We start from the raw sequence: 24602 nt of genomic DNA on the forward strand, positions 1-24602 counted from the left end.
GGGGCTGTCTCAGGCTGCCTGTTTGGCGGTGACGAAAGCCGCAAGGCTGGCCACGCTGGTGAAATGGTTACGGGTGTCCTTGGCGTCGGCATCGATCTTGATGCCGTACTTTTTCTGAATCGCCAGGCCGAGCTCGAGGGCGTCTACCGAATCCAGGCCCAGGCCCTCGCCGAACAGGCTCTGCTCGTCGCCGATGTCCTGGGCGCTGATGTCTTCAAGGCCCAGGGCGTCGATGATCAACAGTTTGATGTCGTGGTTAAGGGTGTTCTGTGGATCGCTCATCTTCGGCGAGCTCCTTGATGAAGTGCTGATGCAGGTAATCGTTGAGTTTGCGTGAGGCCAGTGGTGCCGGACCCTGGGCGGCAAAGGCCTGGGGGGCAATGTCGGCACCGACCTGCAGGCTGAAATGCACCCGGCGCTGGGGAATGCGGTACCAGGGTTCGGCCTTGGTCAGGGTGCTGGGGGAGACTTTGATGGTGACTGGGGTAATGATTTTCGCACCGCGCAGGGCGATGGCCGCCGCGCCGCGATGAAAGGCAGGTGCCTGGCCCGGTTGGGTGCGCGTGCCTTCGGGGAAGATGATCAGGGTCTGGCCGCCTTGTAGCGCGGTGACAGCGCTGTCGAGCATGTCCATGCTGCCGTCGTTGCTGATGTACGCGGCCGAACGCACCGGGCCGCGGGTACAGGGGTTGTGCCAGAGGCTCTGCTTGACCACGCAGTTGGCCTGGCGCACCAGGCCGATGAGGAACACCACGTCGATCAGCGACGGGTGGTTGGCGATGATCATCTGCCCTGGGCGGCCGAGTTTTTCGGCGCCCTGTACTTCGTAAGTAAGTACACCGCTGGCGGCCATGAAGCGAATGAAACGCCAGAACAGCCAACTGATGGTGTGCCGGGCTCGTTGCCGATGGCGCACGGCATTGCCGGGCAGGCAGGCCAGCAGCGGGAACACCAGTACGCGCAGGCACAGGCCGCCAATACCGAACAGCACAAAGCTGACGGCGGTAGCAAGCAGGCGCCAGCAATAGGCGTCGCGCGGTCTGTCTATGGCTTGTGTTGCCAGTTCCATGTGCGGCTCTTCCAGGTGTGGGTCAAGGTGCTGTTGCCCTCGAGCAGGCAACGCAACCAGCTCAAGGCATGGGGTTCGCTTGCAGGTAGGACGGCCTCGGCTGTGCCCAGGGCCAACTGCCAGTCGTCGCCCGGGGTCAGCAACAGGCCCAGGGCATAGGCAAAGGGCACGTCATCGATCCATGGCTCGTAGGCTGCGGGCGGTTGTTCTTCAGTGACAATCAGCAACACCGCAGGGGCGCCTTCGCCCAACAGGCAGGCGGCTTCCATCACGCCCAGTTCAAAACCGTCACCGGCTGCGGCCAGGGCGGTCATTTCACTGGTTTCGCCGCGCATGATCGACCACAGGCCGATGACCGCGTTGTGCACCGACAAACTGAACTGGGTGGGCGACAGCGGCTGTTCATTGGCCAGGTCGCTGAGGATTTCAAAGGTGCGCGGGGTTTCGCCGTGCCGGGAGACGAACACCAGCGGCAAGTCCTGCAGACCTTCGGCCAATGGCCAGCCCACGGCAAAGGCCATGCGCGCCAGGCGGCTCAAACGGCGGCGTTGCATGGCCGGTAAAAACGACACATCCGGTGCCTGTTCGGCCACGGCCGGCAGCTGGGCTGCCTGGCTCCAGGCTTGCCAGTCGGCAGCCGTCTGCAGGCCTGGTGCCCAGGCGCGCCACTGGCTGATGTTGAATGTGATCACTTGCTGTACTTCCCGCCCTGAGGGACTTCCTTGCCGAGGGAATGACTCGGAACATCGACCTGACAGGGGTGTGGCGCAAACGCCGAGTGGCGCGCATTATCCCGTCGGAATGGATGTGTAGCAAATATTGGTTGTATGGATTGCCGTCTGCAACAGACAGCGATCCTGAAAGTTCGTCGGATCAGTCCGAGGTTTCCCGACCAGTGGCGGTTGTCGGCCGCCTGCTGGCAAACTTGAGCCAGACGGTGCTGGTCAAGCCGTGCCGTGGCACACATACTCGGACTTCCCCTGACACACGGAGGTCATTCCATGCGGCGCGTGGTGTTCAATCAGAAAGGTGGCGTTGGCAAGTCGAGCATTGCCTGCAACCTGGCAGCGGTGAGTGCCAATGAAGGCTATCGGACCCTGTTGATCGACCTGGATGCCCAGGCCAACTCGACCCAGTACCTCACCGGCCTGACCGGCGAGGACATTCCCATGGGCATTGCCGACTTCTTCAAGCAGACCCTGTCCACCGGGCCGTTTGCCAAGAAGAACAAGGTCGATATCTACGAAACACCCTTCGACAACCTGCATGTGGTGACCGCCACCGCGGAGCTTGCAGACCTGCAGCCCAAGCTTGAGGCCAAGCACAAGATCAACAAGCTGCGCAAACTGCTCGATGAACTGGACGAGGACTACGACCGGATCTACCTGGATACCCCGCCAGCCCTCAACTTCTATGCGGTTTCGGCGCTGATTGCTGCTGATCGTGTATTGATTCCCTTCGATTGCGACAGTTTTTCTCGCCAGGCACTGTACGGACTGCTGGCCGAGATCGACGAGCTCAAGGAGGATCACAATGACGAACTGCAAGTCGAAGGTATCGTCGTCAACCAGTTCCAGGCCCGCGCCAGTCTGCCCCAGCAAATGCTCGACGAGTTGATCGCCGAGGGCTTGCCGGTACTGCCGGTGTACCTCAACAGCTCGGTGAAAATGCGCGAATCACACCAGGCCAGCCTGCCGCTGATTCACCTTGAACCTCGGCACAAGCTGACCCTGCAGTTCGTTGAACTGCATGCCCTTCTCGAAGAAAACGCCTAGACGCCCTGGCTGCGCAGCCACTCCAACAGTTGCTGGAGTGGGAATGCACCACTTTGGCGCGCCACTTCCCGGCCGTTTCTGAACAGGATCAGGCTGGGAATCGAACGAATCGCCAATTGTCCGGCCAGTTGCGGGTTGGCCTCGCTGTCCAGCTTGGCCAGGCGGCAGCGCCCGTTGAGCTGGCTGGCCGCCTGGGCGAAGATCGGTGCAAACGACTTGCATGGCCCGCACCAGTCGGCCCAGACATCGACCAGCAGCGGCAGGTCGCCCTTGATCTGGCTGGCGTAATCACCCTGTTGCAAATCGAACGGCGTGCTCAGCAGGACCGGCTTCTTGCAGCGGCCGCATTTCGGACTGTCGCCCAGGCGCTCGCCGGGGATGCGGTTGAGGCCGTTGCAGTGGGGGCAGGGGATGAGTAGTGGCTCGCTCATTTGAGTTCCTGTGAAAGGTGAGATTGTTGCAACACTAAGAACATTCTCCGGCAAAGACAAATACCGCGACGGCTTGCCGACCGTCCGGAATTTTTTTATAAATATCGCATATTGCTATATTTGCGTGCTGCTCCCACGCTCTTCGTAGTGCATTACAAGAAGGCAGCGCCTGTACATCAAGCACGTGCTCGATCATGGCGAGTACGACAAAGGCAAGTGGAAGGAGTGAAGGCGATGAGCCCACTGATCAAACAAGCAGCAGCGCATTGGCAGTTCGTTTCGCCGTTGCTGCGCAAGCCGGCCAGCGAAGCGGACTACGACGCGTTGGTCCAATCGCTGGATGAACTGCTGTTGGTGGTCGGCGAGGATGAAAGCCATCCCCTGGCAAGCCTCGCCGTACATCTGGGGGATATGTTGCAGGCCTATGACCATGTTCATCGGCCTTTGCCCCGAGCCAGTGGGGTCGACACCTTGCGCTACCTGATGCAGGAGCATGGTCTCAAGCAAAGCGACCTGCCGGAGGTCGGTTCGCAATCGGTGGTGTCGGAGATACTGGCGGGCAAGCGTCAGCTCAACCTGCGTCAGGTACGCGAGCTGGCTCGACGCTTTTGCGTACCCGCGGATGTGTTCTGCTGAAAGCCAGGGCCGTTCCCGCACCATGAATGGTTTAGGATGTGCACTTCATAAACAGGCCATGGAGTGCCCGATGGATTGCCAGCATTCAGCGCATATTCGCATTTATATCGACACCCGGAAGAATGGCAAGCCGGTGTTCGAGACCGTGCCGGTACGCGAGATCGACGCGAACACATACGAGTTGCTGTCGTCGCCCGGGCTAGCCCTTGACCTGGCCCGTGGCGACACCATTCGCATCAACCACCCGGAGCAACGCGCCGAGGTGTTGCAGCGTGGCGGCAACTTCTGCATCCATATCTATGCCGACGACCTGCCCCAGGACGCCGTCGATTCGCTGCAAGACCAGGTACAGACGCTGCTCGGCGGTACCCTGGACGGTCGCTACAAGGGCAACCTGACTCTGGCCATTCCGGCGCGCAACGGTTTTGCTGCCATCCGCCCAGTGTTTGACCGGTTTCGCGAGGCCACTGGCGTCGAATGGTATTACGCCAACATCTACCGCAACCTTGACGACAGTGAAGACGAAACCCTGCTCGACTGGTGGCTCGACAGTTGAGCCGTGCCCATCAGGACGAGCAACTGATCTCCAGATGCTTGCCCCACTCCGGTGGCCGCTGGGCATAGGCCTGCATCCCCGGTTGCTCCTCGAACGGCTTGCTCAGTACCTGGTGCAGGCGGCGTACTTCCTCGTAGTCGCCACCCTCGGCAGCCTCGATGGCGCGCTGGGCCAGGTAGTTGCGCAGGATGTACAGCGGGTTGACCGCATGCATGCGCTCGCGGCGGCCCTCGGCGTTGCCGGGCTCGCGCTGCAGGCGTGCCAGGTAGTCTGCTGACCACAGATCAAAACCGGCCAGGTCGATGAAGTCGTCGCGCACCACCTGCAGCGCCTGCTCGGCGCTCTGGTCGCCCAGTTGACGGAAGAACAGGGTGTAGTCCACCGCACCCGGTTGCATCAACTGCAGCAGACGTTCGATCAGCTGCGTGTCGTCTTCCTCAGCTTGAGTCAGGCCCAGGCGCCGACGCATCAGGTCCAGGTAATGGGCCTCGTACAGCGGCAGGAACAGTCCAAGGGTTTCCTTCAACGCTTCTACACTGATGAACGGCGTCAGGGCCTGGGCCAGGGCGCTGAGGTTCCAGTGGGCGATGGGTACCTGGTTGCTGTAGCTGTAGCGCCCTTGGTCATCGGAGTGATTGCAGATGAAATTGGCGTCGAAGTCGTCGAGGAACGCATAGGGGCCGAAGTCGAAGGTGATGCCCAGGATCGACATGTTGTCGGTGTTCATCACCCCATGGCAGAAGCCATAAGCCTGCCAGCGGGCGATCAGGTCGGCATTGCGCTCGACAATGCTGCGAAACATCGCCAGGTATGGTTCTGGCGCGTCGCGGCATTCGGCAAAGTGGGTGTTGAGTACATGCTCGGCAAGGATGCGCTGCTGCTCGGGCTGGCGGGTGTAATAGAAATACTCGAAATGACCAAAGCGCACATGGCTTGGCGCCAGGCGCAGCAGCATGGCCGCGCGCTCCTGGGTTTCACGCCAAACCGGCGTGCTCGAACCGATCACGCATAGCGCCCGGCTGCTGGGGATACTCAGGGCTGGCAGGGCTTCGGAGGCGAGGAACTCGCGGATCGAGGAGCGCAGTACCGCGCGGCCATCGCCCATGCGCGAGTACGGCGTCTGCCCGGCGCCCTTGAGGTGCAGGTCCCATGATTGGCCAGCATCGTTGCGCACTTCGCCCAGCAGCAGGCCACGGCCATCGCCCAGGCGCGGGTTGTAGGAGCCGAACTGATGCCCGGAATAGACCATCGCCCGTGGCTCGGCCTCGGCCCACAGCTTGTGGCCGCTGAACAGTTCGGCAAACACCGGGGAGTGGGCTTGGGTAGGCTCCAGGTCAAGCAGCGCCATGGCCGCTTCGCTGGCCACCACCAGGCGTGGCTCGGCAATCGGCTCGGGCAGCACCGAGGTGGAGAAGGCGTCGCCCAGACGGGCGAAACGGTTATCGAAAGTCAGTTCGTCGAGGGCTTTCAACGGCCATCTCCTGAAGAAAACCTGAGTATTCTGCAAGGGTATGGCCGTTGACGTCCAGTCAGGCCGGTTTGCCCGTGGCCTCGTCGTCGGGCTTGGCGCCGTTGGCGGTGGTTGGCAGCACGGTCTTGTCGAGGTTTTCTACCGGGACCATCTTGTACTCCTGGCCCTGCATGTTCTTCAGGTAGATCTCCATCTGCCGGAAGGAGATGTTGATGTGCTGCTTCTTGAACTCTTTGTTGATGTAACGGTTGATCTCGTCCAGCACCGGGTTGCGGTCGCCAAGGTCACGCACATGCATGCGCAGTTCGTGGTCCAGGGTGCTTTCGCCAAAGTTGAGGAAGTAGACGATCGGTGCCGGCTCCTTGAGCACTCGCGGGTTGTCGTTGGCCGCCTTGAGCAACAGGGTACGCACCAGGTCCAGGTCCGAGCCGTAGTCGACGCCCAGCTTGAGGGTCACCCGGGTGATGGTGTCGGTCAGCGACCAGTTGATCAATTGCCCGGTGATGAAGGTCTTGTTCGGGACAATGATGTCCTTGCGATCGAAGTCGGTGATGGTGGTGGCACGGATACGGATCTTGCTGACCGTGCCCGAAAGGTTACCGATAGTGATGGTGTCGCCGATACGCACCGGACGCTCGAACAGGATCATGATCCCGGAGATGAAGTTGGCGAAGATCTCCTGCATGCCGAAACCCAGGCCCACCGACAGCGCCGCCACCAGCCATTGCAGCTTGTCCCAGCTCACGCCCAGGGCTGACAGGGTGGAGACAAAGCCGACCCCGGCAATCACGTAGGACAGCAAAGTGGTGGTGGCGTAGGCGCTGCCCTGGGCCAGGTTCAGGCGTGACAGCACCAGCACTTCGAGCAGGCCCGGCAAGTTGCCGGCCAGGGCGATGGTGATGCCGATGATCACCAGTGCGCCCAGCAGGTCGCGCAGACTGATCGGCACCATGCTCATGGCCGCGCCAGTGCCGCTGGTGTACTCGTACAGGGTGATGTTGTCGAGGTAGGCGAACACGCTGATCAGGTCCGACCAGACCCAGTACAAGGCGGCGATGAAGCCACCGAGCAGGGCCAGGCGGATCAGGCGCAGGGACTGCTGGTTGACCTGCTCGATGTCCAGGGTCGGCTCTTCCACCACCACTTCACCATCCAGGCCCTCCTTGGCAGCCTGGCGCTTGCTCAGCGCCCGCTGGTAGGCCAGGCGCCGTGCGGCCACGGCCAGGCCGCGGACGAAGGCGGCCTCGATCACCAGCCAGAACATCAGCAGGTACAGGGTGTCGATCAGACGATCAGTGAGCTTGAGCGCGGTGTAGTAGTAGCCAAAGCAGACGGCGATGAACAGCGCTACCGGCAGCACGGTGAACGCCACGCCCACGGCCTTGCGAAACAGTGAAGTGTTGCGGTGGGTGGGGCTGCTCAACAGCAGGCGGCTGAGCAACCAGGCCATCAGCGCGTAGCAGGTCAGCACCACGCCGATGCCGAGCACGTCTTCCGCCAGTGCCGAAGGTTGATGCTCGGCTACCGCTACCACACCTACCAGTGCCAGGACCACGGTACCCAGGCGGCGGATCCAGCCGCGAAGGAATTCGACCTGGGGTTTTTCCCAGCGGAAATGCAGTTCAGCCACGCCGCCCGGGGCCAGTATCCGGTAGGCGGTGTAGAACACCAGCCAGGCCTGGGCGACCTGGAACAGGGCGGAACCGAGGTTGGCGTTCTGGCCGCGGGCATCGATCTGCAAGGCAATGCCGCACAAAGCCAGGCCCAGGCTCAGCGGCATGGCCAGGAGGATATTGACCAGAATTGCCTGGGGCGTGTGCCACTGGCTGTCACGCTTGAAGTGGCCGACATCCTGGTGAACCTTGGTCAGGCGCGCATACAGGTACTTGCGCCGCCACAGCAGGGCGCCGATCAGCAACAGCAAGGGCAGGAACAGCAGCGGCCGCTGGCCCAGACCGTCGGTCAGCTCCCTCAGGCCCGAACCCCAGGGCAGGCTGACCACCTGCTTCTGCAGGCGCTCGGGCACGGTGCGCAGCCATTCCAGGTCCAGCGGCTTGTTGCTGGGAATCCAGAACATCTGTTCATCGAGGGTCGCGCGCAGGTTCTGGGCGGTACTGAACAGTTGTTTCTGGTTCAGTTGCAGGGTGATCGATTCATTGAGCAGTGCGCTCAGTTCACGGTTAAGACGTTCAAGCAGGTCGCTGCGAGTGATCGCCACTTCCAGCAGGGCCTTGCGCAGTTGCGGGGTGACGGTCTCGGGCGGTTGCGCGGTGAGCAGCTTGTCGACATAGCTGCTCGGGCTGCTGATTTGCTCGCGCTGCTGGTTGATCTCGAACTGGTACAGGCGGATATCGGCGATCTGGTCGGCCAGGTCGCGGTCGAGCTTCAGGTGCGGCAGCGCCTGCTTCTGCTTGTAGAGGATCTTCGACAGCAACAGGCTGCCCTTGAGCACGCTGATCTGCTCGTCCAGGGCCTGATCGCTCTGGGTCAGGGTGTCCAGCTGCTGCTTGGTCTTGAGGTTCTGCTGGGTCAGATCGTTGAGGCTGTCGGTGCTGCGCAGCAAGTAGTCGGAAAGCTTGAGGTTGGCAGCGCTTTCGGTAGCCAGCAGGGTGCTGCCGCCGGCCTTCTGCGCTTCGATCGACTGCTCGGTGACGGTTTGCTGGGACTGGGCCAGGCGCTTCTGGTTGATCAGCGTCTGCAGGTCCTGGATTTCCTGTTCCAGGCGCGCGGCGCGCTCGATCAGCAGGTCATGCTGGCTGTTGCCCAGGTCCTGCAACAGGCTGTTGCCGGCCAGTTCCTGGCGACGCAGCAGGGTCAGGGCATTGAGCGCGGCCAGTTCGGCATTGAGCTGGTTGCGCTGATCGGCGCTCAGCGGCTTGCCGCCGTCCTTGCCGATCTTCAGGCTGGTGTTGATCTGCTGGGCACGGGTCTGGTTGGCGCTGATTTCTGCCTGGGCCCGCTCGGGCCGGGTCTGCGCGGTGATGGTCAGGCTGTTGGCCTCGGACAGCGCCTTTTGCAGTGCGCCCTGCTCGGTGGTGCGCTCGGCCAGCAGTTGCTCCAGCTGTGGCACGCTGGAGGCGGCATAGCGCTGGGCGACGGGGATGACCTTGCTGTTTTGCAGCTTGACCAGCTCGCGCTGGTTTTCGCTGGTCTGGCGCGGCGCGTCATTGAGCTGATGCTTGAGGGCCGTGAGCTTTTTTTCGCTGTCCTCTTTGTTGCCGAGCAAGGTCAGGGTCTGTTCGAGCACCTGCTGCAGGGCTTTCTGCTCAGCCTCGGGCAGCTTGCGTTCGGCGATCTTGTCCAGGCTTTGCTGGATCGATGCGGTGCTTGGCGGCTCCGCCGCCCAGACCGGGGAGAGTGACAGGCACAGCCCGAAGAGGGCTGCGCTTAAAAAAGTACGCAGGGACATAGGCAGAAAATTCGTACAGGCAGAGGCGAAGAACGGAGTTTAAAGGAACAACCCTGGGCCGGGTCGAGTACCTTCGGGGAATTTGACGCCCACTTTGTTGATCTTGTTCCCTTCCATCACCGCAACCGTCCACAAGGTACTGTTCCATTCGATCTGGTCGCCGACCACTGGCGCGCCGCCAACCTTCTGCGTGATGAAGCGGCTGAGCGGCATGTGCGGGTCCTGGCCGTCGAGCTTCAAACCGTACAACGCCGCTACAGCCCCCAGTTCTGCGTCGCCTTCGAGCACGAAGTCACCAAAGAAGCGCAGGTCCAGGCCACGCTGCGGTGCCTGGCTGAACAGCTTGCCGAGGGCCGGCAGGTTGTGTTCGTGGCCGATCACGCAGAGCAGATCGTCGACTTCCAGGGTGGTACTTCCCGACGGATGGAGCAGTTGCTGGCCGCGAAACAGTGCCGCGATGCGGGTGCCTTCGGGCATTTTCAGTTCCCGCAGGGCGGCGCCGATGCACCATTTTTCCGCGCCCAGGCGATAGACGAACAGCTCCCACTCGCTGGTGACGTGCACTTCCAGGGCCGAACGGGAAATGGGCGCGGGGTCGGGCGGTACCGTTACTTTCAGCAGCTTGGCCACCCACGGCAGGCTGGTGCCTTGCACCAGCAGCGAGACCAGCACGATGAAGAACGCCAGGTTGAAGAACAGCTGGGCATCGGGCAGCCCGGCCATCAGCGGGAATACCGCAAGAATGATCGGTACCGCGCCGCGCAGGCCAACCCAGGAAATAAAGGCTTTTTCGCGGCCATGGAAGGCCTTGAACGGCAGCAAGGCGGCGACCACCGACAGCGGCCGGGCCACGACGATCATCCACAGGGCCAGGCCCAGCGCCGGCAGAGCGATCGGCAGCAGGTCGTGCGGCGTTACCAGCAGGCCGAGGACCAGGAACATGCCGATCTGCGCAAGCCAGGCCATGCCGTCGAGCATGTGCAGGATGCCATGGCGGCTGCGGATCGGCCGGTTGCCCAGCACCAGGCCGCACAGGTACACGGCGAGGAAGCCGCTGCCGTGCAAGGCGTTGGTCAGCGAGAACACCACCAGGCCGCCGGCCACCACCAGGATCGGGTACAGGCCGCCGGCGAGGTTGATCCGGTTGACCAGTTGCAGCATCAACCAGCCGCCGCCCAGACCCAGCAGGCCGCCGATGCCGAACTCGCGCAGCAAGTGGGTGAGCAGGCTCCAGTGCAGGCCGGTCTGGCCGCTGGCGATCATCTCGATCAGGGTTACGGTAAGGAACACCGCCATCGGGTCGTTGCTGCCCGACTCGATCTCCAGGGTTGCCGTCACCCGCTCGTTCAGGCCCTTGCCACCGAGCAGCGAAAACACTGCTGCGGCGTCGGTGGAACCAACGATGGCGCCGATCAGCAGGCCCTGGATCAGGCTCAGGTCGAACAGCCAGGCGGCGACCATGCCGGTCAGCCCGGTGGTGATCAGCACGCCGACGGTCGCCAGCGACAGCGCCGGCCACAGGGCTACACGGAAACTTGCCACGCGGGTGCGCAAGCCACCATCGAGCAGGATGACCGCCAGCGCCAGGTTGCCCACCAGGTAGGCGGTCGGGTAATTGTTGAAGATGATACCGCCGCCATCGACACCGGCGATCATGCCGACCGCCAGGATGATGACCAGGATCGGGATGCCCAGGCGTGAAGACAGCGAGCTGACCAGAATACTTGCACCTACCAGCAATGCGCCGATCAAGAACAGGCTATTGATGGTGGACGCATCCAAAGGCAGTACTCCGGGAAAAACAGGAAGGGGCGGTGAGCTTTTCGATAAGCAGGTCGCGTGCCAAGGATTCTAACCTGAGGGGTTGGCGGGCTGTAAAGGGTTAATCGCGGGTACAAAAAAAGCACCTCGCAAGGTGCCTTTTTGCTGTTGAAGCTATCGCGGGGCAAGCCCGCTCCTACAGGTTATGTGCAATTGCTGTGGGAGCGGGCTTGCCCCGCGAAAAGGCTTACGCCTGCTTCACTTCACGCATCGCTTTGCCTTTCACCGGCGCGCCGTTGGCCACGTAGTACTTGGCAGTGCTGCGTGGCAGCGGCTGGCGGTTGCGGATCTTGTCGGCGATTTTCTCGGCGATCATGATCGTGGTGGCGTTGAGGTTGCCGGTGATGATGATCGGCATGATCGAGGCATCGACCACACGCAGGCCCTGCATGCCGTGCACGCGGCCCTGGCCGTCAACTACCGCCATGTCGTCGTCGCCCATCTTGCACGAGCAGGATGGGTGGAACGCGGTTTCGGCGTGCTCGCGGATGAACTTGTCCAGTTCCTCGTCGGTCTGCACGTCTGCGCCCGGGCTGATCTCGCGGCCACGGTAGGCGTCCAGCGCAGGCTGGGCCATGATTTCGCGGGTCAGGCGGATGCCGTCGCGGAATTCCTGCCAGTCCTGATCGGTAGCCATGTAGTTGAACAGGATGCTCGGGTGCTGGCGCGGATCCTTGGACTTGAGCTGGATACGGCCGCGGCTAGGCGAGCGCATCGAACCCATGTGGGCCTGGAAGCCGTGTTCCTGTACGCCGTTGCTGCCGTTGTAGTTAATCGCTACCGGCAGGAAGTGGTACTGGATGTTCGGCCACTCGAATTCAGGGCGAGTACGGATGAAACCACCGGCTTCGAACTGGTTGCTGGCGCCGATGCCAGTGCCCTTGAACAGCCACTCGGCACCGATGGCCGGCTGGTTGTACCAGAGCAGCGACGGGTACAGCGAGACCGGCTGGGTGCAGGCGTACTGCAGGTACAGCTCCAGGTGGTCCTGCAGGTTTTCGCCGACGCCTGGCAGGTCGTGGACCACCGGGACGTTGAGACCTTCAAGCAGGGCGCGCGGGCCGACGCCGGAGCGCTGCAGCAATTGCGGCGAGGCGATGGCGCCAGAGCAGACGATGACTTCCTTGCGTGCACGGGCTTCGACGCGCTCTTCGCTTGCGCCAACCAGGTAAGTCACGCCTACGGCACGTTTGCCGTCGAACAGCACGCGATCGCTCAGGGCGTGGGTGACGATGGTCAGGGTCGAGCGCTTCTTGGCGGTGTCCAGGTAGCCGCGGGCGGTGCTGGAGCGACGACCTTTTGGCGTGACGGTACGGTCCATCGGGCCGAAACCTTCCTGCTGGTAGCCGTTCAGGTCTTCGGTGCGCGGGTAACCGGCTTGCACGCCGGCTTCGACCATGGCGTGGAACAGCGGGTTGTTGCCGGCTTTAGGCGTGGTCACGCTGACCGGGCCTTCGCCGCCGTGGAAGTCGTTGGCGCCGATGTCGCGGGTTTCCGCTTTGCGGAAGTACGGCAGGCAGTCCAGGTAGGTCCAGTCCTCAAGGCCCGGCAGTTGTGCCCAGCCGTCGAAGTCCATGGCGTTGCCGCGGATGTAGCACATGCCGTTGATCAGCGACGAGCCGCCCAGGCCCTTGCCGCGACCGCATTCCATCCGGCGGCCGTCCATGTGCGGCTCCGGATCGGTCTCGTAGGCCCAGTTGTAGCGGCGACCCTGCAGCGGGAAGGCCAGGGCGGCCGGCATCTGGGTGCGGAAGTCGGCGCGGTAGTCAGGGCCACCGGCTTCGAGCAGCAGGACGGTAACGCCTTCGTCTTCGGTCAGGCGGGTCGCCAGGGTATTACCGGCAGAGCCGGCACCGACGATGATGTAATCGAATTCATGGGACATGTTAAGTACCCTCATTGGCAGTGAGCAGGGAGCGGGAACGCCCGTGCACAAGGGCACGGGCGTGTCTACAAGGGGTGCTTAGAACACCGAGTTGTAGTTGCCCAGCTCGACCTGTACCGATTTGATGCGAGTGTACTGAGCCAGCGAGCTGACACCGTTCTCACGGCCGACACCAGACTGCTTGTAACCGCCGACCGGCATTTCGGCCGGCGACTCGCCCCAGGCGTTGATCCAGCAGATACCGGCTTCGAGCTGGTGGATGATGCGGTGGGCACGGCTGATGTCGTTGGTGCACACGCCTGCAGCCAGGCCGTACTCGGTGTCGTTGGCGCGACGAATGACTTCTTCTTCGCTCTCGTAGGAGAGGATGCTCATCACTGGGCCGAAGATTTCTTCCTTGACGATGGTCATGTCGTCACGGCAGTCGGTGAAGACGGTCGGCGCGACGAACGCGCCCTTGGCGAATTCGCCTTCGGTCAGACGCTCGCCGCCGCACAGCACGCGAGCACCTTCTTCTTTGCCCTTGGCGATGTAGCCCAGCACGCTTTCCAGGTGGGCGAAGCTGACCAGTGGGCCGAAGTTGGTGTTTTCGTCCTCAGGGTTGCCAACGCGGATGCGGGCAACGCGCTCGGCGATCTTGGCTTCGAAAGCCGCTTTCATCGAGGCAGGGACGAACACGCGGGTACCGTTGGTGCAGACCTGGCCCGAGCTGTAGAAGTTGGCCATCATGGCGATGTCGGCGGCGCGGTCGAGGTCGGCGTCGTCGCAGATGATCAGTGGCGACTTGCCGCCCAGTTCCATGGTGACTTCCTTGAGCGTCGAGCTCGAGGCGCTGGCCATGACCTTCTTGCCGGTGGTGGTGCCGCCGGTGAAGGAAATTTTCTCGATGCGCGGGTGCTCGGTCAACCAGGTGCCGACTTCGCGGCCGCTGCCGGTCAGGACGTTGAACACGCCGTCCGGCAGGCCGGCTTGGGTGTAGATCTCGGCCAGTTTCAGGGTGGTCAGCGAGGTGACTTCGCTCGGCTTGAAGATCATCGCGTTACCGGCCGCCAGGGCAGGTGCGGATTTCCACAGGGCGATCTGGATCGGGTAGTTCCAGGCGCCGATACCGACGGTCACGCCCAGCGGTTCGCGGCGGGTGTAGACGAACGAGCTGTCACGCAGCGGGATCTGCTCGCCTTCGATGGCCGGTACCAGGCCTGCGTAGTATTCCAGCACGTCGGCGCCGGTGACGATGTCGACGTAGCGGGTTTCGGAGTAGGACTTGCCGGTGTCCAGGGTTTCCAGGGCGGCCAGCTCATCGTTGCGCTCACGCAGGATGTCGACAGCGCGGCGCAGGATGCGCGAACGCTGCATGGCGGTCATGGCAGCCCAGACTTTCTGGCCACGTTCGGCGCTTTCTACCGCACGCTCGACGTCAGCTTGGGTAGCACGTTGCACCTGGGCGAGGACTTCGCCGTTGGCCGGGTTGATGGCGTCGAAAGTAGCGTCGCTGGAAGCGTCGACATAACCACCATCAATGTAGAGTTTTTGCAGTTCGAAACGGGCCATAGTGTCCTCGCAAGTGCATATGTGTGTTTGGCTATCCGTGCAGCGCTCCTGCTTTTTGGGCAATCGCGGCGCGCGGTGGTTCAGAGGCCCGGATTTGCATGTCCGGGCTCGTCTGTTTAGCCAGTTGTAGATCCATGTATTCGTAAGCGATTTGCTTCGCCTGGTCGGTGTCGAAAGCGTCTCCTGACAGCGCACCGCGCAGCCACAGACCGTCAATCAACGCTGCCAGTCCCCGGGCCGCGCTACGTGCCTCGGGCAACGGCAGGGTGCGGCGGAACTGGCAGCACAGGTTGGAATACAAGCGGTGATCGTTGATCCGCTGCAACCTGTGCAAAGACGGCTGGTGCATGCTGGAGGCCCAGAAGGCCAACCAGGTTTTCATTGCCGGGCCGTTGACCTGACTGGCGTCGAAGTTGCCTTCGATGATCACCTGCAGGTGGGCACGCGGGCTGTTGTCCTTGAGCGTCTGCCGGTTGGCGGCGACGTTCTCGCTCAGCACGCTCATCAAGTACTGCATGGTCGCTGCGATCAGGCCGTTCTTGTCCTGAAAGTAGTGACTGATGATGCCATTCGACACACCGGCCAAACGGGCGATCAGCGCAATGCTGGCGTCACCCATGCCGACCTGGTCGATGGCCAGTAACGTGGCTTCGATCAACTGCTGGCGGCGGATGGGTTGCATACCGACCTTGGGCATCTTGCAAATCTCCTCAGGCCTGCGAGCAGTCGACGAGCGGCTGCCTCGGCGAAGGCCAGTCTATTTTGTTTTGATTGAACGTTCAATCAACAAAGAATATCCTCTGCGACAATCTGTGCCATTGACAGGTTTTTCTTACCTGCGGTTGACACAAATTGGCACCCCAAAAAGACGTGAAACCCCCGTAATACAAGGTGTTGGCGGGTGTAAACGGCGCGTTGAACAGATCTGCCGAGCGGCATCACACCGCGCGGACAACCCTCGGGACGGGGTTTTCGGCCTGTTTTTTTCAATGCAATCGATTCGGGATCACGGTTTTTTCAAGGTGCTTTTATAACACCTGTGGCAGTGGGGCTATTGCACCATTTGCGCAGGGATAGGTCGTTTCGTGTTTCTCTCGCACTGCCCGGAGCAAATGTGCAATGAGTTCTGCCTCCCTTACCAAGACCCCCACCGAGAGGGTCCGGGTCAACCGCACGGTGTTCTTCACCTCGGCGTTGCTGATCCTCGTTTTGACTGCCTTGCTTATCGCTGTACCTGAAAAAGCCGGCGAAGTGCTCAACCTCGCCCAGACCTGGCTGACACGCAGCTTCGGCTGGTATTACATGCTGGTGATCGGCGGCTATCTGGTATTCGTGGTCGTCCTGGCCTTCTCCAATTTCGGCAAGCTCAAGCTTGGCGGCAAGGACGACAAACCCGACTTCAGCTACGGCGCTTGGGCCGGCATGCTGTTCTCTTCGGGTATCGGTATCTCGCTGCTGTACTTCGGCGCTTCCGAGCCACTGGATCACTACTTCAACCCGCCAGAAGGCGCATCGGCCAGTGCCGAGGCTGCGCGCCAGGGCCTGCAACTGACCTTCCTGCACTGGGGCCTGCACGGTTGGGCGATCTATGCCCTGGTCGGTCTGGCCGTTGGCTACTTCGCCTACCGTCACAACCAGCCGCTGGCACTGCGCTCGGCGCTGTACCCGCTGATGGGTGAGCGCTGGGTCAAGGGTGGCGCCGGTCATGCGGTGGACATCTTCGGCATGTTCGTGACGCTGCTGGGGCTGGTGACCAACCTCGGTATCGGCTCGATGCAAGTGTCTTCGGGCCTGGAATACCTGTTCGGCATGGACCACAGCAAGACCAACCTGCTGATCGTGATCCTGGTCATGGCCACAGTGGCCACTGTGGCTGCAGTCTCCGGCGTGGAGAACGGTATCCGTCGCCTGTCGAACCTGAACATCATTCTGTTCAGCGGCCTGTTGATCTTCGTCCTGCTGGCAGGTGACACCCTGCACCTGCTCAACGGCTTCGTACAGAACATCGGCGACTACCTCAACGGTATCGTGCTCAAGACCTTCGATCTCTACGTCTACGAAAGCGAGGCGGGCAAGTCCGAGCGCTGGCTGGGCCTGTGGACCGTGTTCTACTGGGCCTGGTGGATTTCCTGGGGGCCGTTCGTCGGCATGTTCATCGCGCGTATCTCCAAAGGCCGCACCGTGCGTGAACTGGTTGCCGGCGTGCTGCTGATCCCGCTGGGCTTCACCCTGGCCTGGCTGTCGATCTTCGGCAACACCGCGCTGGACCTGGTAATGAATCATGGCGCCGTGGAGCTGGGCAAGACCGCGCTCGAGCAGCCGTCGATGTCGATCTACCAACTGCTGGAATTCTTCCCGGCGGCCAAGATTGTCATTGGCGTGGCAGTGTTCGTCGGCTTCGTGCTGTTCCTCACCCCGGCCGACTCGGGCGCGGTGATGATGGCCAACCTGTCGTGCAAAGGCGGCCAGGTCGACGAGGACGCGCCGCACTGGATGGTGGTGTTCTGGTCGGTGGTGATCACGCTGGTGACCATCGGTCTGCTGTTCGCCGGCAACTTCGCCGCCATGCAGACCATGGTAGTGCTGGCTGGCCTGCCGTTCTCGGTAGTGCTGGTGCTGTTCATGTTCGGCTTGTACAAGGCCATGAAGCAGGACAGCCAGGTCGAGCAGGAGCAAGCCGAGCTGGCCGCCCGCGGCCGTCGCGGCTTCAGCGAGCGCCTGAGCCAGCTGGACCTGCAGCCGACCCAGGCGATCGTCCAGCGTTTCATGGACAAGCAGGTCAGCCCGGCGCTCAAGGAAGCTGCTGGACAACTGCGCAACCTGGGTGTTGAGGTGGAGACACGCGTCGGTCAGTCGCGCTCGACCATGGGCCTGCGGGTGATGATGGAAGAGGGTAATCCTTTCGTCTACGAAGTGAGCCTGGACGGCTACCTGGCGGCGCCGAGCGAGGCACCGGTGGAAGGCGAATCGGAAGTGCGTCAACGCTTCTACCGCGCCGAGGTGTACCTGCACAACGGCAGCCAGGAGTACGACCTGATGGGCTTCACCCCGGAGCAGATCACCCGTGATGTACTCGATCAGTTCGAAAGCCACCGGCAGTTGCTTGGCCGGGTCTACAGCTGATCCTGTCTGAGTGACAACAAGGGCTCCGTTGGCGACAACGGGGCCCTTTTTGTTTGAGCCTTCAGCCTGATGTTTCCGGCGCCTGGAGCAAGTCGTTGCGCACCGCCGAACGTTGGCCTATGACATCCTGGGCCTGACTGCACAAGGTGAGCGGCAGCTTGGCGGCTTTGAAGGTGAAGGTCCGATCATGGTGGAAGTTGCCGTAGCCTTTGTCGTCGTCGCAGTCGGTGGTGCCGGGTGGGCCGCGTTTGACCCGGTAGCCTTCCAGGTTGGGCGGGTCGATATGCCAGGTGACTTTGATGTCGCCATTGTCCTGATATTTGATCGAGATATCCGGCTCAGGCACTGCGGCTGCGGGCAACAGTTCAACGGCAATGCTCAGGCTGTTGCCCATCAGTGCCAGCGAAGGGCGCTGTGCGGCGGAGTCGACACCGACCAGGCAGAGAAAGTGCCAGCCGGTCTGCGGGCCAATCGAATCATTGATGTGGTTATCGGTGGCCGCTATGGTGCCGCTGTAACCCACGGGGTTCTCGCAAGCCAATGGATCGCGGACTGTTTTGTACCGATATCTGGGTGTATCCAGCGTGAAAGTGAAGTTCCATAGGGGTAGCTCTTCACTGCCATCGGCTTTTGTTGCGATCTTGTTGATCGGTTTAAGGGAGTAGAGCTCCTGTTGCTCGAGTTGGAAGCCCGGCAGTAGTTGGCAGCTGTTCAAGCGCAGGTCGGCGTGCCCTTCACGAAAACACCCTGCCAGCCGCTGCACCGGTATGGCGTAATTCAGGTTTTCCACACTGACACGCTTGCCGTCGACTTGTTGGCAAGGATTGTTGAGACCACAGGCGGGCGTGCCGAAGCGCGTGTCGGTCGTGGTGTTGAGTACGCTGACGATCTGGTTGCTCGAACGCTCGATCACCGGGCTTCCCGATGATCCAGAGTCAATACCTCTGCAATCATTGCTCTTCACGTTGCGCCAGACCCAGGGATACTCGATTACCTGAGTTGCGTTGTGTTGTGTGCAGGTGGCAAGACGCAGGCCTTGCCCAGGGTTGATCGGGTCGCCCAGCACCAATACCTCGACGCCGGACTCGGTAACGTTGCCCAGCTTCAGCGGTTCGACACCTTGTGCCATTACCTCCTTCAAGCTGGCATCCAGCTCCAGCAGGGCCAGATCCACACCTTGCATACTGCTCCAGACCCGTCGCTTGAGCGGGAACTCCCGGCGTTGTTCGAGGGTGTCGGCGAAGTAGTTGAAGGCAATTTTTCCAGTCAGTGGCAGGTCATGGCCGATCACCCCATTGCGCTTATCAACACAATGCCCGCTGGTGACGACGTAGGCAGGTCCATCGGATGGATTCCAGGGGTCGCGGCTATCGATCAACGAAGCCATGCACTGCAGGTCATCCAGCAGGCGGCCCACGCCGCTCCAGTGCGCATTCTGGCCATTGGCGTTGGCTAGCGTGAGCGGTTCCGATGGGCTTGGCAGTCCCTGGCCCTGGTCGATTGCCAGCACTTGAAACGCCATGCCGGCGAGGGTGGCGGCCAGGCACGACTCGAAGGGTTTGAACATAGTGAACCTCCTTGTTTGAATAGGCGCTACTATCGGGCGGGAGGTTTCAGGGTGGGTGGTACATAGTGCTATTGCACAAAGCCTGGACAGCCCTCGCAGGCCTCGGCACTCTTGGCCTGGCCAATCCAGGAAACCGGTGTTGCTCATGTTCCAGCGTATCGTCCTCTCGAGCCTGCTCATGCTTTGTGGTGCCTTGGCGCATGCCGCGCAGCCGTTGGTACTGCTGACCGAGAATTTCCCGCCATACAACATGGCCAAAAACGGCAAAAGCTTTGCCCGCGACGAAGGCATCAACGGAATTGCAACCGACATCGTGCGCGAGATGTTTCGGCGAGCTGAAGTGCCCTACAGCATTACGTTGCGCTTTCCGTGGGCGCGCAGTTATCAAAAGGCGCTGGATACGCCCGATCACGGGATTTTCGTACTTGCTCGCGAGCCGGAGCGTGAGGCTCTGTTCAAATGGGTCGGTCCGATTGGCCCGGATGACTGGATTCTGTTGGCGCCGGCGGGCAGCACCTTGCGCCTGGAGCATCTGGAGCAGGCCAAAGGTCTGCGTATCGGTGCCTATAAGGGCGATGCCATCGCCGCTTACCTGACGTCCCAGGGATTCGCCCCCGAACTGATGCTGCGCGACCGCGACAATGCCAGAAAGCTGCAGCGCGGCGAGATCGACCTCTGGGCCAGCGGCGATCCGGCTGGACGTTACCTGGCACGCCAGGACAATATCCACGGGCTCATGACTGTGCTGCGCTTTCACGGCAGTGAACTGTACCTGGCGCTCAACCGGCAGGTGCCTGACGAGGTGGTGGCGCGCTTGCAGGGGGCGTTGGAACAGATGCGTGCCGATGGTTTCGTCGAGGCGGTGTTTGCCCGCTACCTTTAGCGTCTGCCAACTATCGGCGCAGCCATGAACAAACTGTGGGCACAACGGGGGCAGGGGCGAAAGGCAGAGTTGGAAGCGGCAAAAATAATAATCAGGCATTGATCAAGGTCTATCGTGCCGACCTTAAGTTGGCGCACGTCGAGCCTATCCTCAACTTCCAGCCTTGAGGGTGCTAGCGGGGGCTGTACAGCCCCGCCTTGCCATGGTTCTGCATCGCCCGGTTGCCGCGCTGGGCGATCATCTGACGGATCTCGATCCATTCGATGCCCTGAGCCTTGAGCTTGGGCAGTTCGCGTTCGAGTACGTCCAGGGTCTGTGGATAAGGATGGCCGATCAGCACCGCCGAGCCCTGCTTACGGGCCAGGGCAATGCCCTGTTGCAGCTGGCCGGCAATGGCTTCGCTGGTCCGCACATCGTCGAGAAATACATCCCGTGAGACATGCGCCAGGCCAATCGCCTGGGCCTTGGCGGCAGCCACGGTGGCTGCGCTGGTGCGGCTGTCAACGAAAAACAGGCCGCGGCGCTGCAGCTCGCCCATCAGCCAGGCCATGGCCACAGGCTCGGCGGTCATGCGGCTGCCCATGTGGTTGTTGATGCCGGCCGCGTAGGGGACTTTGGCGAGTGCCGCGTCAAGCCGTTGCGCAAGCTCCGGCAGCGGTGCGCCGGGGTGCCAGGCGTAGGGGCCGGTGGCCGGGTCCATGGGCATGTGCAGGATCACGGTCTTGCCGGCACGGTGCGCCTGGCGGGCGAAGTCGCTGGCATGGGGGGTGTCGGGCATGATTGCGAGGGTCACCGGGCCAGGCAGGGCGAGGGTGCGTGCATCACGCCCGGGGCTTTGCCCCAGGTCATCGATGATCAGCGTCAGGTAGGCCTTGCCCGCTTGAGCCGGCGCCGCCAGGGCGACGCCGCTCATCAGGTACAACAGGGTCAATAGCAGGTAACGCATTGGCTGGCCTTACTTGCCCTGGGTGATGCTCAGGCCCTTGAGCAGGCTCAGCGCCTGGCTGAGCTGGTAATCATCGTCCTGTGGGCGTGGCTTGGCGCTGCCACCTTTGCCCGACGGTCGGTCGGCGCCGCCGTTGCCATTGCCCAGGTGGCCCTGCAGGTCGGCTTCCTTGAAGTTCTCGCTGTCCTGCTCGGCGGTGATCTTGGCGCGGCGCACCTCGATGTCCGGGACAATGCCCTGGGCCTGGATCGAGCGGCCATTAGGGGTGAAGTACAGGGCGGTGGTGATTTTCAGCGCGCGGTCGTTGTTCAGCGGCAGGACGGTCTGCACCGAGCCCTTGCCGAAGCTGTCGGTGCCCATCAGCACGCCGCGTTTCTGGTCTTGCAGGGCGCCGGCGACAATTTCCGAGGCCGAGGCACTGCCGCCGTTGATCAGCACCACCAGTGGCACGCCTTCGCTGGCATCGGCCGGGTCGGCGGAGAAGCGCAGCTCGGAGTTGGCGATGCGGCCCTTGGTGTAGACGATCAGACCCTTGGTCAGGAAGTGGTCGGCCACTTCCACCGCCGACTGCAGTACACCACCCGGGTTGTTGCGCAGGTCCAGGACCAGGCCGCGCAGTTTCTTGCCGTTGTCCTTGCGCAGTTTGGCCAGGGCCTTGCCGACTTCTTCACCGGTCTTGACCTGGAACTGGGTGATGCGGATGTAGCCGTAGCCGTCTTCGAGCATCTGGCTCTTGACGCTCTTGACCTGGATGACCGCGCGGGCCAGGGTCACATCAAACGGGTTGCCGCCGTCGCGCACCAGGGTCAGGGTGATTTTTTCACCGACCTTGCCGCGCATCTTGTCGACCGCTTCGGTCATGGTCTGGCCGCGGGTCGGCTGGCCGTTGATCTTGACGATCAAGTCGCCGGCTTCGATGCCGGCGCGCGAGGCCGGGGTCTCGTCGATCGGCGAAACCACCTTGATGAAGCCGTCTTCCATACCGACTTCGATGCCCAGGCCGCCGAACTCGCCACTGGTGCTCTCCTGCAGTTCGAGGAAATCTTCCGGGCCGAGGTAGGCCGAGTGCGGATCAAGGTTGCTGAGCATGCCCTTGATGGCGTTTTCCAGCAGGGTCTTGTCGTCTACCGGTTCGACATAGGCGGCCTTGATGCGGTCCATGACCTCGGCAAAGGTGCGCAGCTCTTCCAGCGGCAACGGCGCCTTGGCCGACGGTGCCGAGACCGTCGTCGCTGGAATCGCTGCGGGCTTGGCCGGCTCGGCCGCGCGGGCCAGGGGCGCGCCAAGGACCATGGCGATGGTCAGTGCCAGCGAGGTGAGGCGAGGCGATTGCAGCATGTCGAACGAACTCCTGATCCTGGTAGCGCTCCGTAGAGCATCGGCGCAGCTTGAAGTCACGCTGCGCCGTCAAATAGGGGGTAGTGCCTATCCCTGGGCACGGCACCATTGTGCGGGGTCGCTGGGGCGGCCCTGCTGGCGGATGGCGAAATACAGCCCGGAGCTGTCCTGGCCACCGCTGTTGCCGACGGTGGAGATGGCCTCACCGGCCTTGACCACGTCGCCGGCGCTCTTGAGCAGGCTCTGGTTGTGGCCGTACAGGCTCAGGTAACCATTACCATGGTCGAGAATGACCAGAAGTCCAGCGCCGCGCAACCAGTCGGCAAATACCACGCGGCCACCATGCACGGCGTGCACCTGGCTGCCCGGCGAGGCGCTGATCATCACCCCATCCCACTTGGCCCGGGCGTCGCCGCCACGGGTTTCGCCAAAGCGTGCCAGCAATCGACCATTGACCGGCCATGGAAGTTTTCCCCGTGCGGCAGAAAAGGCCCCGCCGAAGGTTTCGCCGCTGCTGGAAACCAGCGGGCCGGGCATCGCCCGAGGCTTCTTCGGTTCGTCGCTGTCGCTGGCAGCCAGGGCCTCGCGCTGGCGCTGTTTTTCCGCTTCTTGAGCGGCGAGCAGAGCCTTCTGTCGTGCCTCTTCGGCTTCACGAGCCTGGCGGGCGAGGGTTTCCTCGATGGTCTTGAGCACCTTGCTCAGGTCGGCCTGATCCTGTTCACGGGCCAGCAACCTCTGGTCGCGGGCCTTGACGTCATTGTTGAGCTTGGCCAGCACCTGTGTTCGCTCGGTGCGCACTTTCTCCAGCTCCTGGCGCTGAGTGTCGAGGGTGCCTTGCTGCGCCAGCAACTGGGCTTGCTGCAGGCTGATGTCTTTTTCCACATTGGCCAATTGGCGCAACGTCTCATTGAAGTTGCGCAACTGTTCCAGGCGCGCCTGGTTCAGGTAATCGTAATAGGTCAGGGTACGGGCGAATTTTTCCGGGTTCTGCTGGTTGAGCAGCAGCTTGAGGTATTCCTCGCGACCGTTCTGATAGGCCGAACGGGCCTGGATGGCGATCAGTCGTTGTTGTTCAATGCGGGCGCTCTGGAGTTTTTTTTTCTCGGTATCAAGGCGCTCCAGTTCGCCTTCCGTCTTTTTTAGTTCGTGTTGCAGGGCCTCCACCTGCTTTTCCAGCTTGCCGATGTCGGTTTCGGTCGAGCGCAGGTCTTTCTGCACGCCGGATTTTTCTTCCTGCAGCTTGCCAAGCATTTTTTTCAGCTCGGCAATGTCCTGGCGTGTGGCGTCCAGTTGCTGCTGGGTTTGCGCGCGCTCGTCGGCGAACACCGAACTGAGCAGGCATGACAGGGCTAGAAGCATAAGGGCGCGGCGCATGGAATCGAGCGTACCAAGGATGGAGACTGGCCTAGTATGCCCGCCTGAGCATGCAAAAAAAACGCCTCCGGGCGCTTCGGGGCCAGCGTTTGTCAGGAAGTCCTATGGAAAACCGGATTTAACCCTGAAAAAACGAGAAACGTACTACCTGGTTGCCTAGGGACTGTTCATTACCCTTGTACTGTCCTCCTGTCCGTCCGGCAAAGGCTTGTCGGGACGGTCACAGCCCGAAAATAGCTGTACGAGACCCCATGCATGCCAATATTCAAACGCTTCAACCTGCCATGCCGCTGGCTGTTCCGCGCCATGCTGACAGTCGCCGCTATAGCCCCGGTATCTGCCGCCGTGGCTGAGGAGGGCAGTTGGTATCTACAGACCAGCCTCTACACCCGGCATTTCAATCCCAAGCCCGAGCACCTCGAGCGTCAGGAGCTGATCGGCCTGGAGCGCAATCGTGCCGATGGCCTGCTCTATGGCGCGGCGACCTTTCGCAACTCGTACCGCCAACGCTCGGTGTATGCCTATGGCGGCAAAGTTTGGAATCATGGCCACTGGCCTGTCTATGCCAAGGTCAGCGGCGGATTGCTGCACGGTTATCGCGGAGATTATCGCGACAATATTCTGCTCAACCGCTTCGGTGTGGCGCCATCGATCATTCCGTCGCTGGGTATACGCCTGGGGCCTGTCGGCCTGGAAGCTGTGCTGCTGGGGGGCAATGCAATGATGGTGAACGCCGGTTATCGCTTCAAGTAAGCCTGCCGAATGAA

The 24602-nt window shown here is 61.9% G+C and carries 20 protein-coding genes; 6 read left to right on the forward strand and 14 right to left on the reverse strand.

What is annotated here, in order from left to right; translation table 11 throughout:
- Positions 1-9: 9 nt before the first annotated feature.
- From EXN22_RS03105 to EXN22_RS03115, 3 genes are read right to left on the reverse strand one after another with little or no spacing between them, the layout of a single operon-like run.
- A complete protein-coding gene (locus EXN22_RS03105; protein ID WP_130262537.1) occupies positions 10-282 on the reverse strand; it encodes a phosphopantetheine-binding protein in 273 nt (90 codons plus the stop codon).
- Positions 257-1069: a lysophospholipid acyltransferase family protein gene (locus EXN22_RS03110; RefSeq protein WP_130262539.1), complete on the reverse strand. Its 813-nt coding sequence runs from the start codon at positions 1067-1069 to the stop codon at positions 257-259. Before EXN22_RS03110 ends, EXN22_RS03105 begins: the two co-directional genes overlap by 26 nt.
- Positions 1045-1761: a beta-ketoacyl synthase chain length factor gene (locus tag EXN22_RS03115; RefSeq protein ID WP_130262541.1), complete on the reverse strand. Its 717-nt coding sequence runs from the start codon at positions 1759-1761 to the stop codon at positions 1045-1047. Before EXN22_RS03115 ends, EXN22_RS03110 begins: the two co-directional genes overlap by 25 nt.
- A gap of 309 nt (positions 1762-2070) precedes the next feature.
- On the opposite strand from EXN22_RS03115, the gene EXN22_RS03120 reads away from it, so the two are divergent.
- On the forward strand, positions 2071-2844 hold the full coding sequence (locus EXN22_RS03120; RefSeq protein ID WP_130262543.1) for a ParA family protein: 774 nt from the start codon (positions 2071-2073) through the stop codon (positions 2842-2844).
- Here the strand turns inward: EXN22_RS03120 and trxC are convergent.
- Positions 2841-3275, reverse strand: a complete 435-nt coding sequence (trxC, locus tag EXN22_RS03125; protein WP_130262544.1) for a thioredoxin TrxC — start codon at positions 3273-3275, stop codon at positions 2841-2843. The two genes, EXN22_RS03120 and trxC, sit on opposite strands and share 4 nt — an antisense overlap.
- Positions 3276-3509: 234 nt before the next feature.
- On the opposite strand from trxC, the gene EXN22_RS03135 reads away from it, so the two are divergent.
- A complete protein-coding gene (locus EXN22_RS03135; RefSeq protein ID WP_130262546.1) occupies positions 3510-3911 on the forward strand; it encodes a helix-turn-helix domain-containing protein in 402 nt (133 codons plus the stop codon).
- Positions 3912-3981: 70 nt separating this feature from the next.
- Complete coding sequence (locus EXN22_RS03140) at positions 3982-4467, forward strand: DUF4265 domain-containing protein (protein ID WP_130262548.1); 486 nt, start codon at positions 3982-3984, stop codon at positions 4465-4467.
- A gap of 10 nt (positions 4468-4477) precedes the next feature.
- Here the strand turns inward: EXN22_RS03140 and selO are convergent, their stop codons facing one another.
- The 6 genes from selO to betI all read right to left on the reverse strand — a co-directional run bounded on the left by selO (position 4478) and on the right by betI (position 15301).
- Entirely contained in the window at positions 4478-5938 is a 1461-nt protein-coding gene (selO, locus tag EXN22_RS03145) for a protein adenylyltransferase SelO (RefSeq protein WP_130262550.1), read from the reverse strand.
- A 58-nt stretch (positions 5939-5996) separates the two neighbouring features.
- Positions 5997-9347, reverse strand: a complete 3351-nt coding sequence (gene mscK, locus EXN22_RS03150; RefSeq protein ID WP_130262552.1) for a mechanosensitive channel MscK — start codon at positions 9345-9347, stop codon at positions 5997-5999.
- Between the two features lie 39 nt (positions 9348-9386).
- Positions 9387-11129, reverse strand: a complete 1743-nt coding sequence (locus EXN22_RS03155; protein ID WP_130262554.1) for a potassium/proton antiporter — start codon at positions 11127-11129, stop codon at positions 9387-9389.
- Positions 11130-11355: 226 nt separating this feature from the next.
- A complete protein-coding gene (betA, locus tag EXN22_RS03160; RefSeq protein ID WP_130262556.1) occupies positions 11356-13053 on the reverse strand; it encodes a choline dehydrogenase in 1698 nt (565 codons plus the stop codon).
- 78 nt (positions 13054-13131) lie between these two features.
- Positions 13132-14604 (reverse strand): betaine-aldehyde dehydrogenase, encoded by a 1473-nt coding sequence (gene betB, locus EXN22_RS03165; protein ID WP_130262558.1) that lies wholly within the window; start codon positions 14602-14604, stop codon positions 13132-13134.
- Between the two features lie 31 nt (positions 14605-14635).
- On the reverse strand, positions 14636-15301 hold the full coding sequence (gene betI, locus EXN22_RS03170; protein ID WP_130262560.1) for a transcriptional regulator BetI: 666 nt from the start codon (positions 15299-15301) through the stop codon (positions 14636-14638).
- Between the two features lie 479 nt (positions 15302-15780).
- Here betI and EXN22_RS03175 point away from each other — a divergent pair, with 479 nt between their 5' ends.
- Positions 15781-17727 (forward strand): BCCT family transporter, encoded by a 1947-nt coding sequence (locus EXN22_RS03175; RefSeq protein ID WP_233281711.1) that lies wholly within the window; start codon positions 15781-15783, stop codon positions 17725-17727.
- Positions 17728-17788: 61 nt separating this feature from the next.
- On the opposite strand, the gene EXN22_RS03180 is transcribed toward EXN22_RS03175, so the two are convergent.
- A complete protein-coding gene (locus EXN22_RS03180) occupies positions 17789-19294 on the reverse strand; it encodes a trypsin-like peptidase domain-containing protein (protein WP_165392180.1) in 1506 nt (501 codons plus the stop codon).
- Between the two features lie 145 nt (positions 19295-19439).
- Here EXN22_RS03180 and EXN22_RS03185 point away from each other — a divergent pair, with 145 nt between their 5' ends.
- Complete coding sequence (locus EXN22_RS03185; RefSeq protein WP_130262566.1) at positions 19440-20177, forward strand: substrate-binding periplasmic protein; 738 nt, start codon at positions 19440-19442, stop codon at positions 20175-20177.
- Between the two features lie 172 nt (positions 20178-20349).
- Here EXN22_RS03185 and EXN22_RS03190 read toward each other — a convergent pair whose 3' ends face one another.
- From EXN22_RS03190 to EXN22_RS03200, 3 genes are all read right to left on the reverse strand, one after another.
- Positions 20350-21123: a divergent polysaccharide deacetylase family protein gene (locus EXN22_RS03190; protein ID WP_130262568.1), complete on the reverse strand. Its 774-nt coding sequence runs from the start codon at positions 21121-21123 to the stop codon at positions 20350-20352.
- Between the two features lie 9 nt (positions 21124-21132).
- Positions 21133-22461, reverse strand: a complete 1329-nt coding sequence (locus EXN22_RS03195; RefSeq protein ID WP_130262570.1) for a S41 family peptidase — start codon at positions 22459-22461, stop codon at positions 21133-21135.
- A gap of 87 nt (positions 22462-22548) precedes the next feature.
- Positions 22549-23835, reverse strand: coding sequence for a murein hydrolase activator EnvC family protein (locus EXN22_RS03200; RefSeq protein ID WP_218567658.1), 1287 nt, complete (start codon positions 23833-23835; stop codon positions 22549-22551).
- Positions 23836-24090: 255 nt separating this feature from the next.
- Between EXN22_RS03200 and EXN22_RS03205 the strand changes: the two genes are divergently transcribed.
- Complete coding sequence (locus tag EXN22_RS03205) at positions 24091-24588, forward strand: sn-glycerol-3-phosphate transporter (RefSeq protein WP_130262574.1); 498 nt, start codon at positions 24091-24093, stop codon at positions 24586-24588.
- Positions 24589-24602 lie beyond the last annotated feature (14 nt).

The organism is Pseudomonas tructae (genome assembly GCF_004214895.1).
Classification (GTDB): domain Bacteria; phylum Pseudomonadota; class Gammaproteobacteria; order Pseudomonadales; family Pseudomonadaceae; genus Aquipseudomonas; species Aquipseudomonas tructae.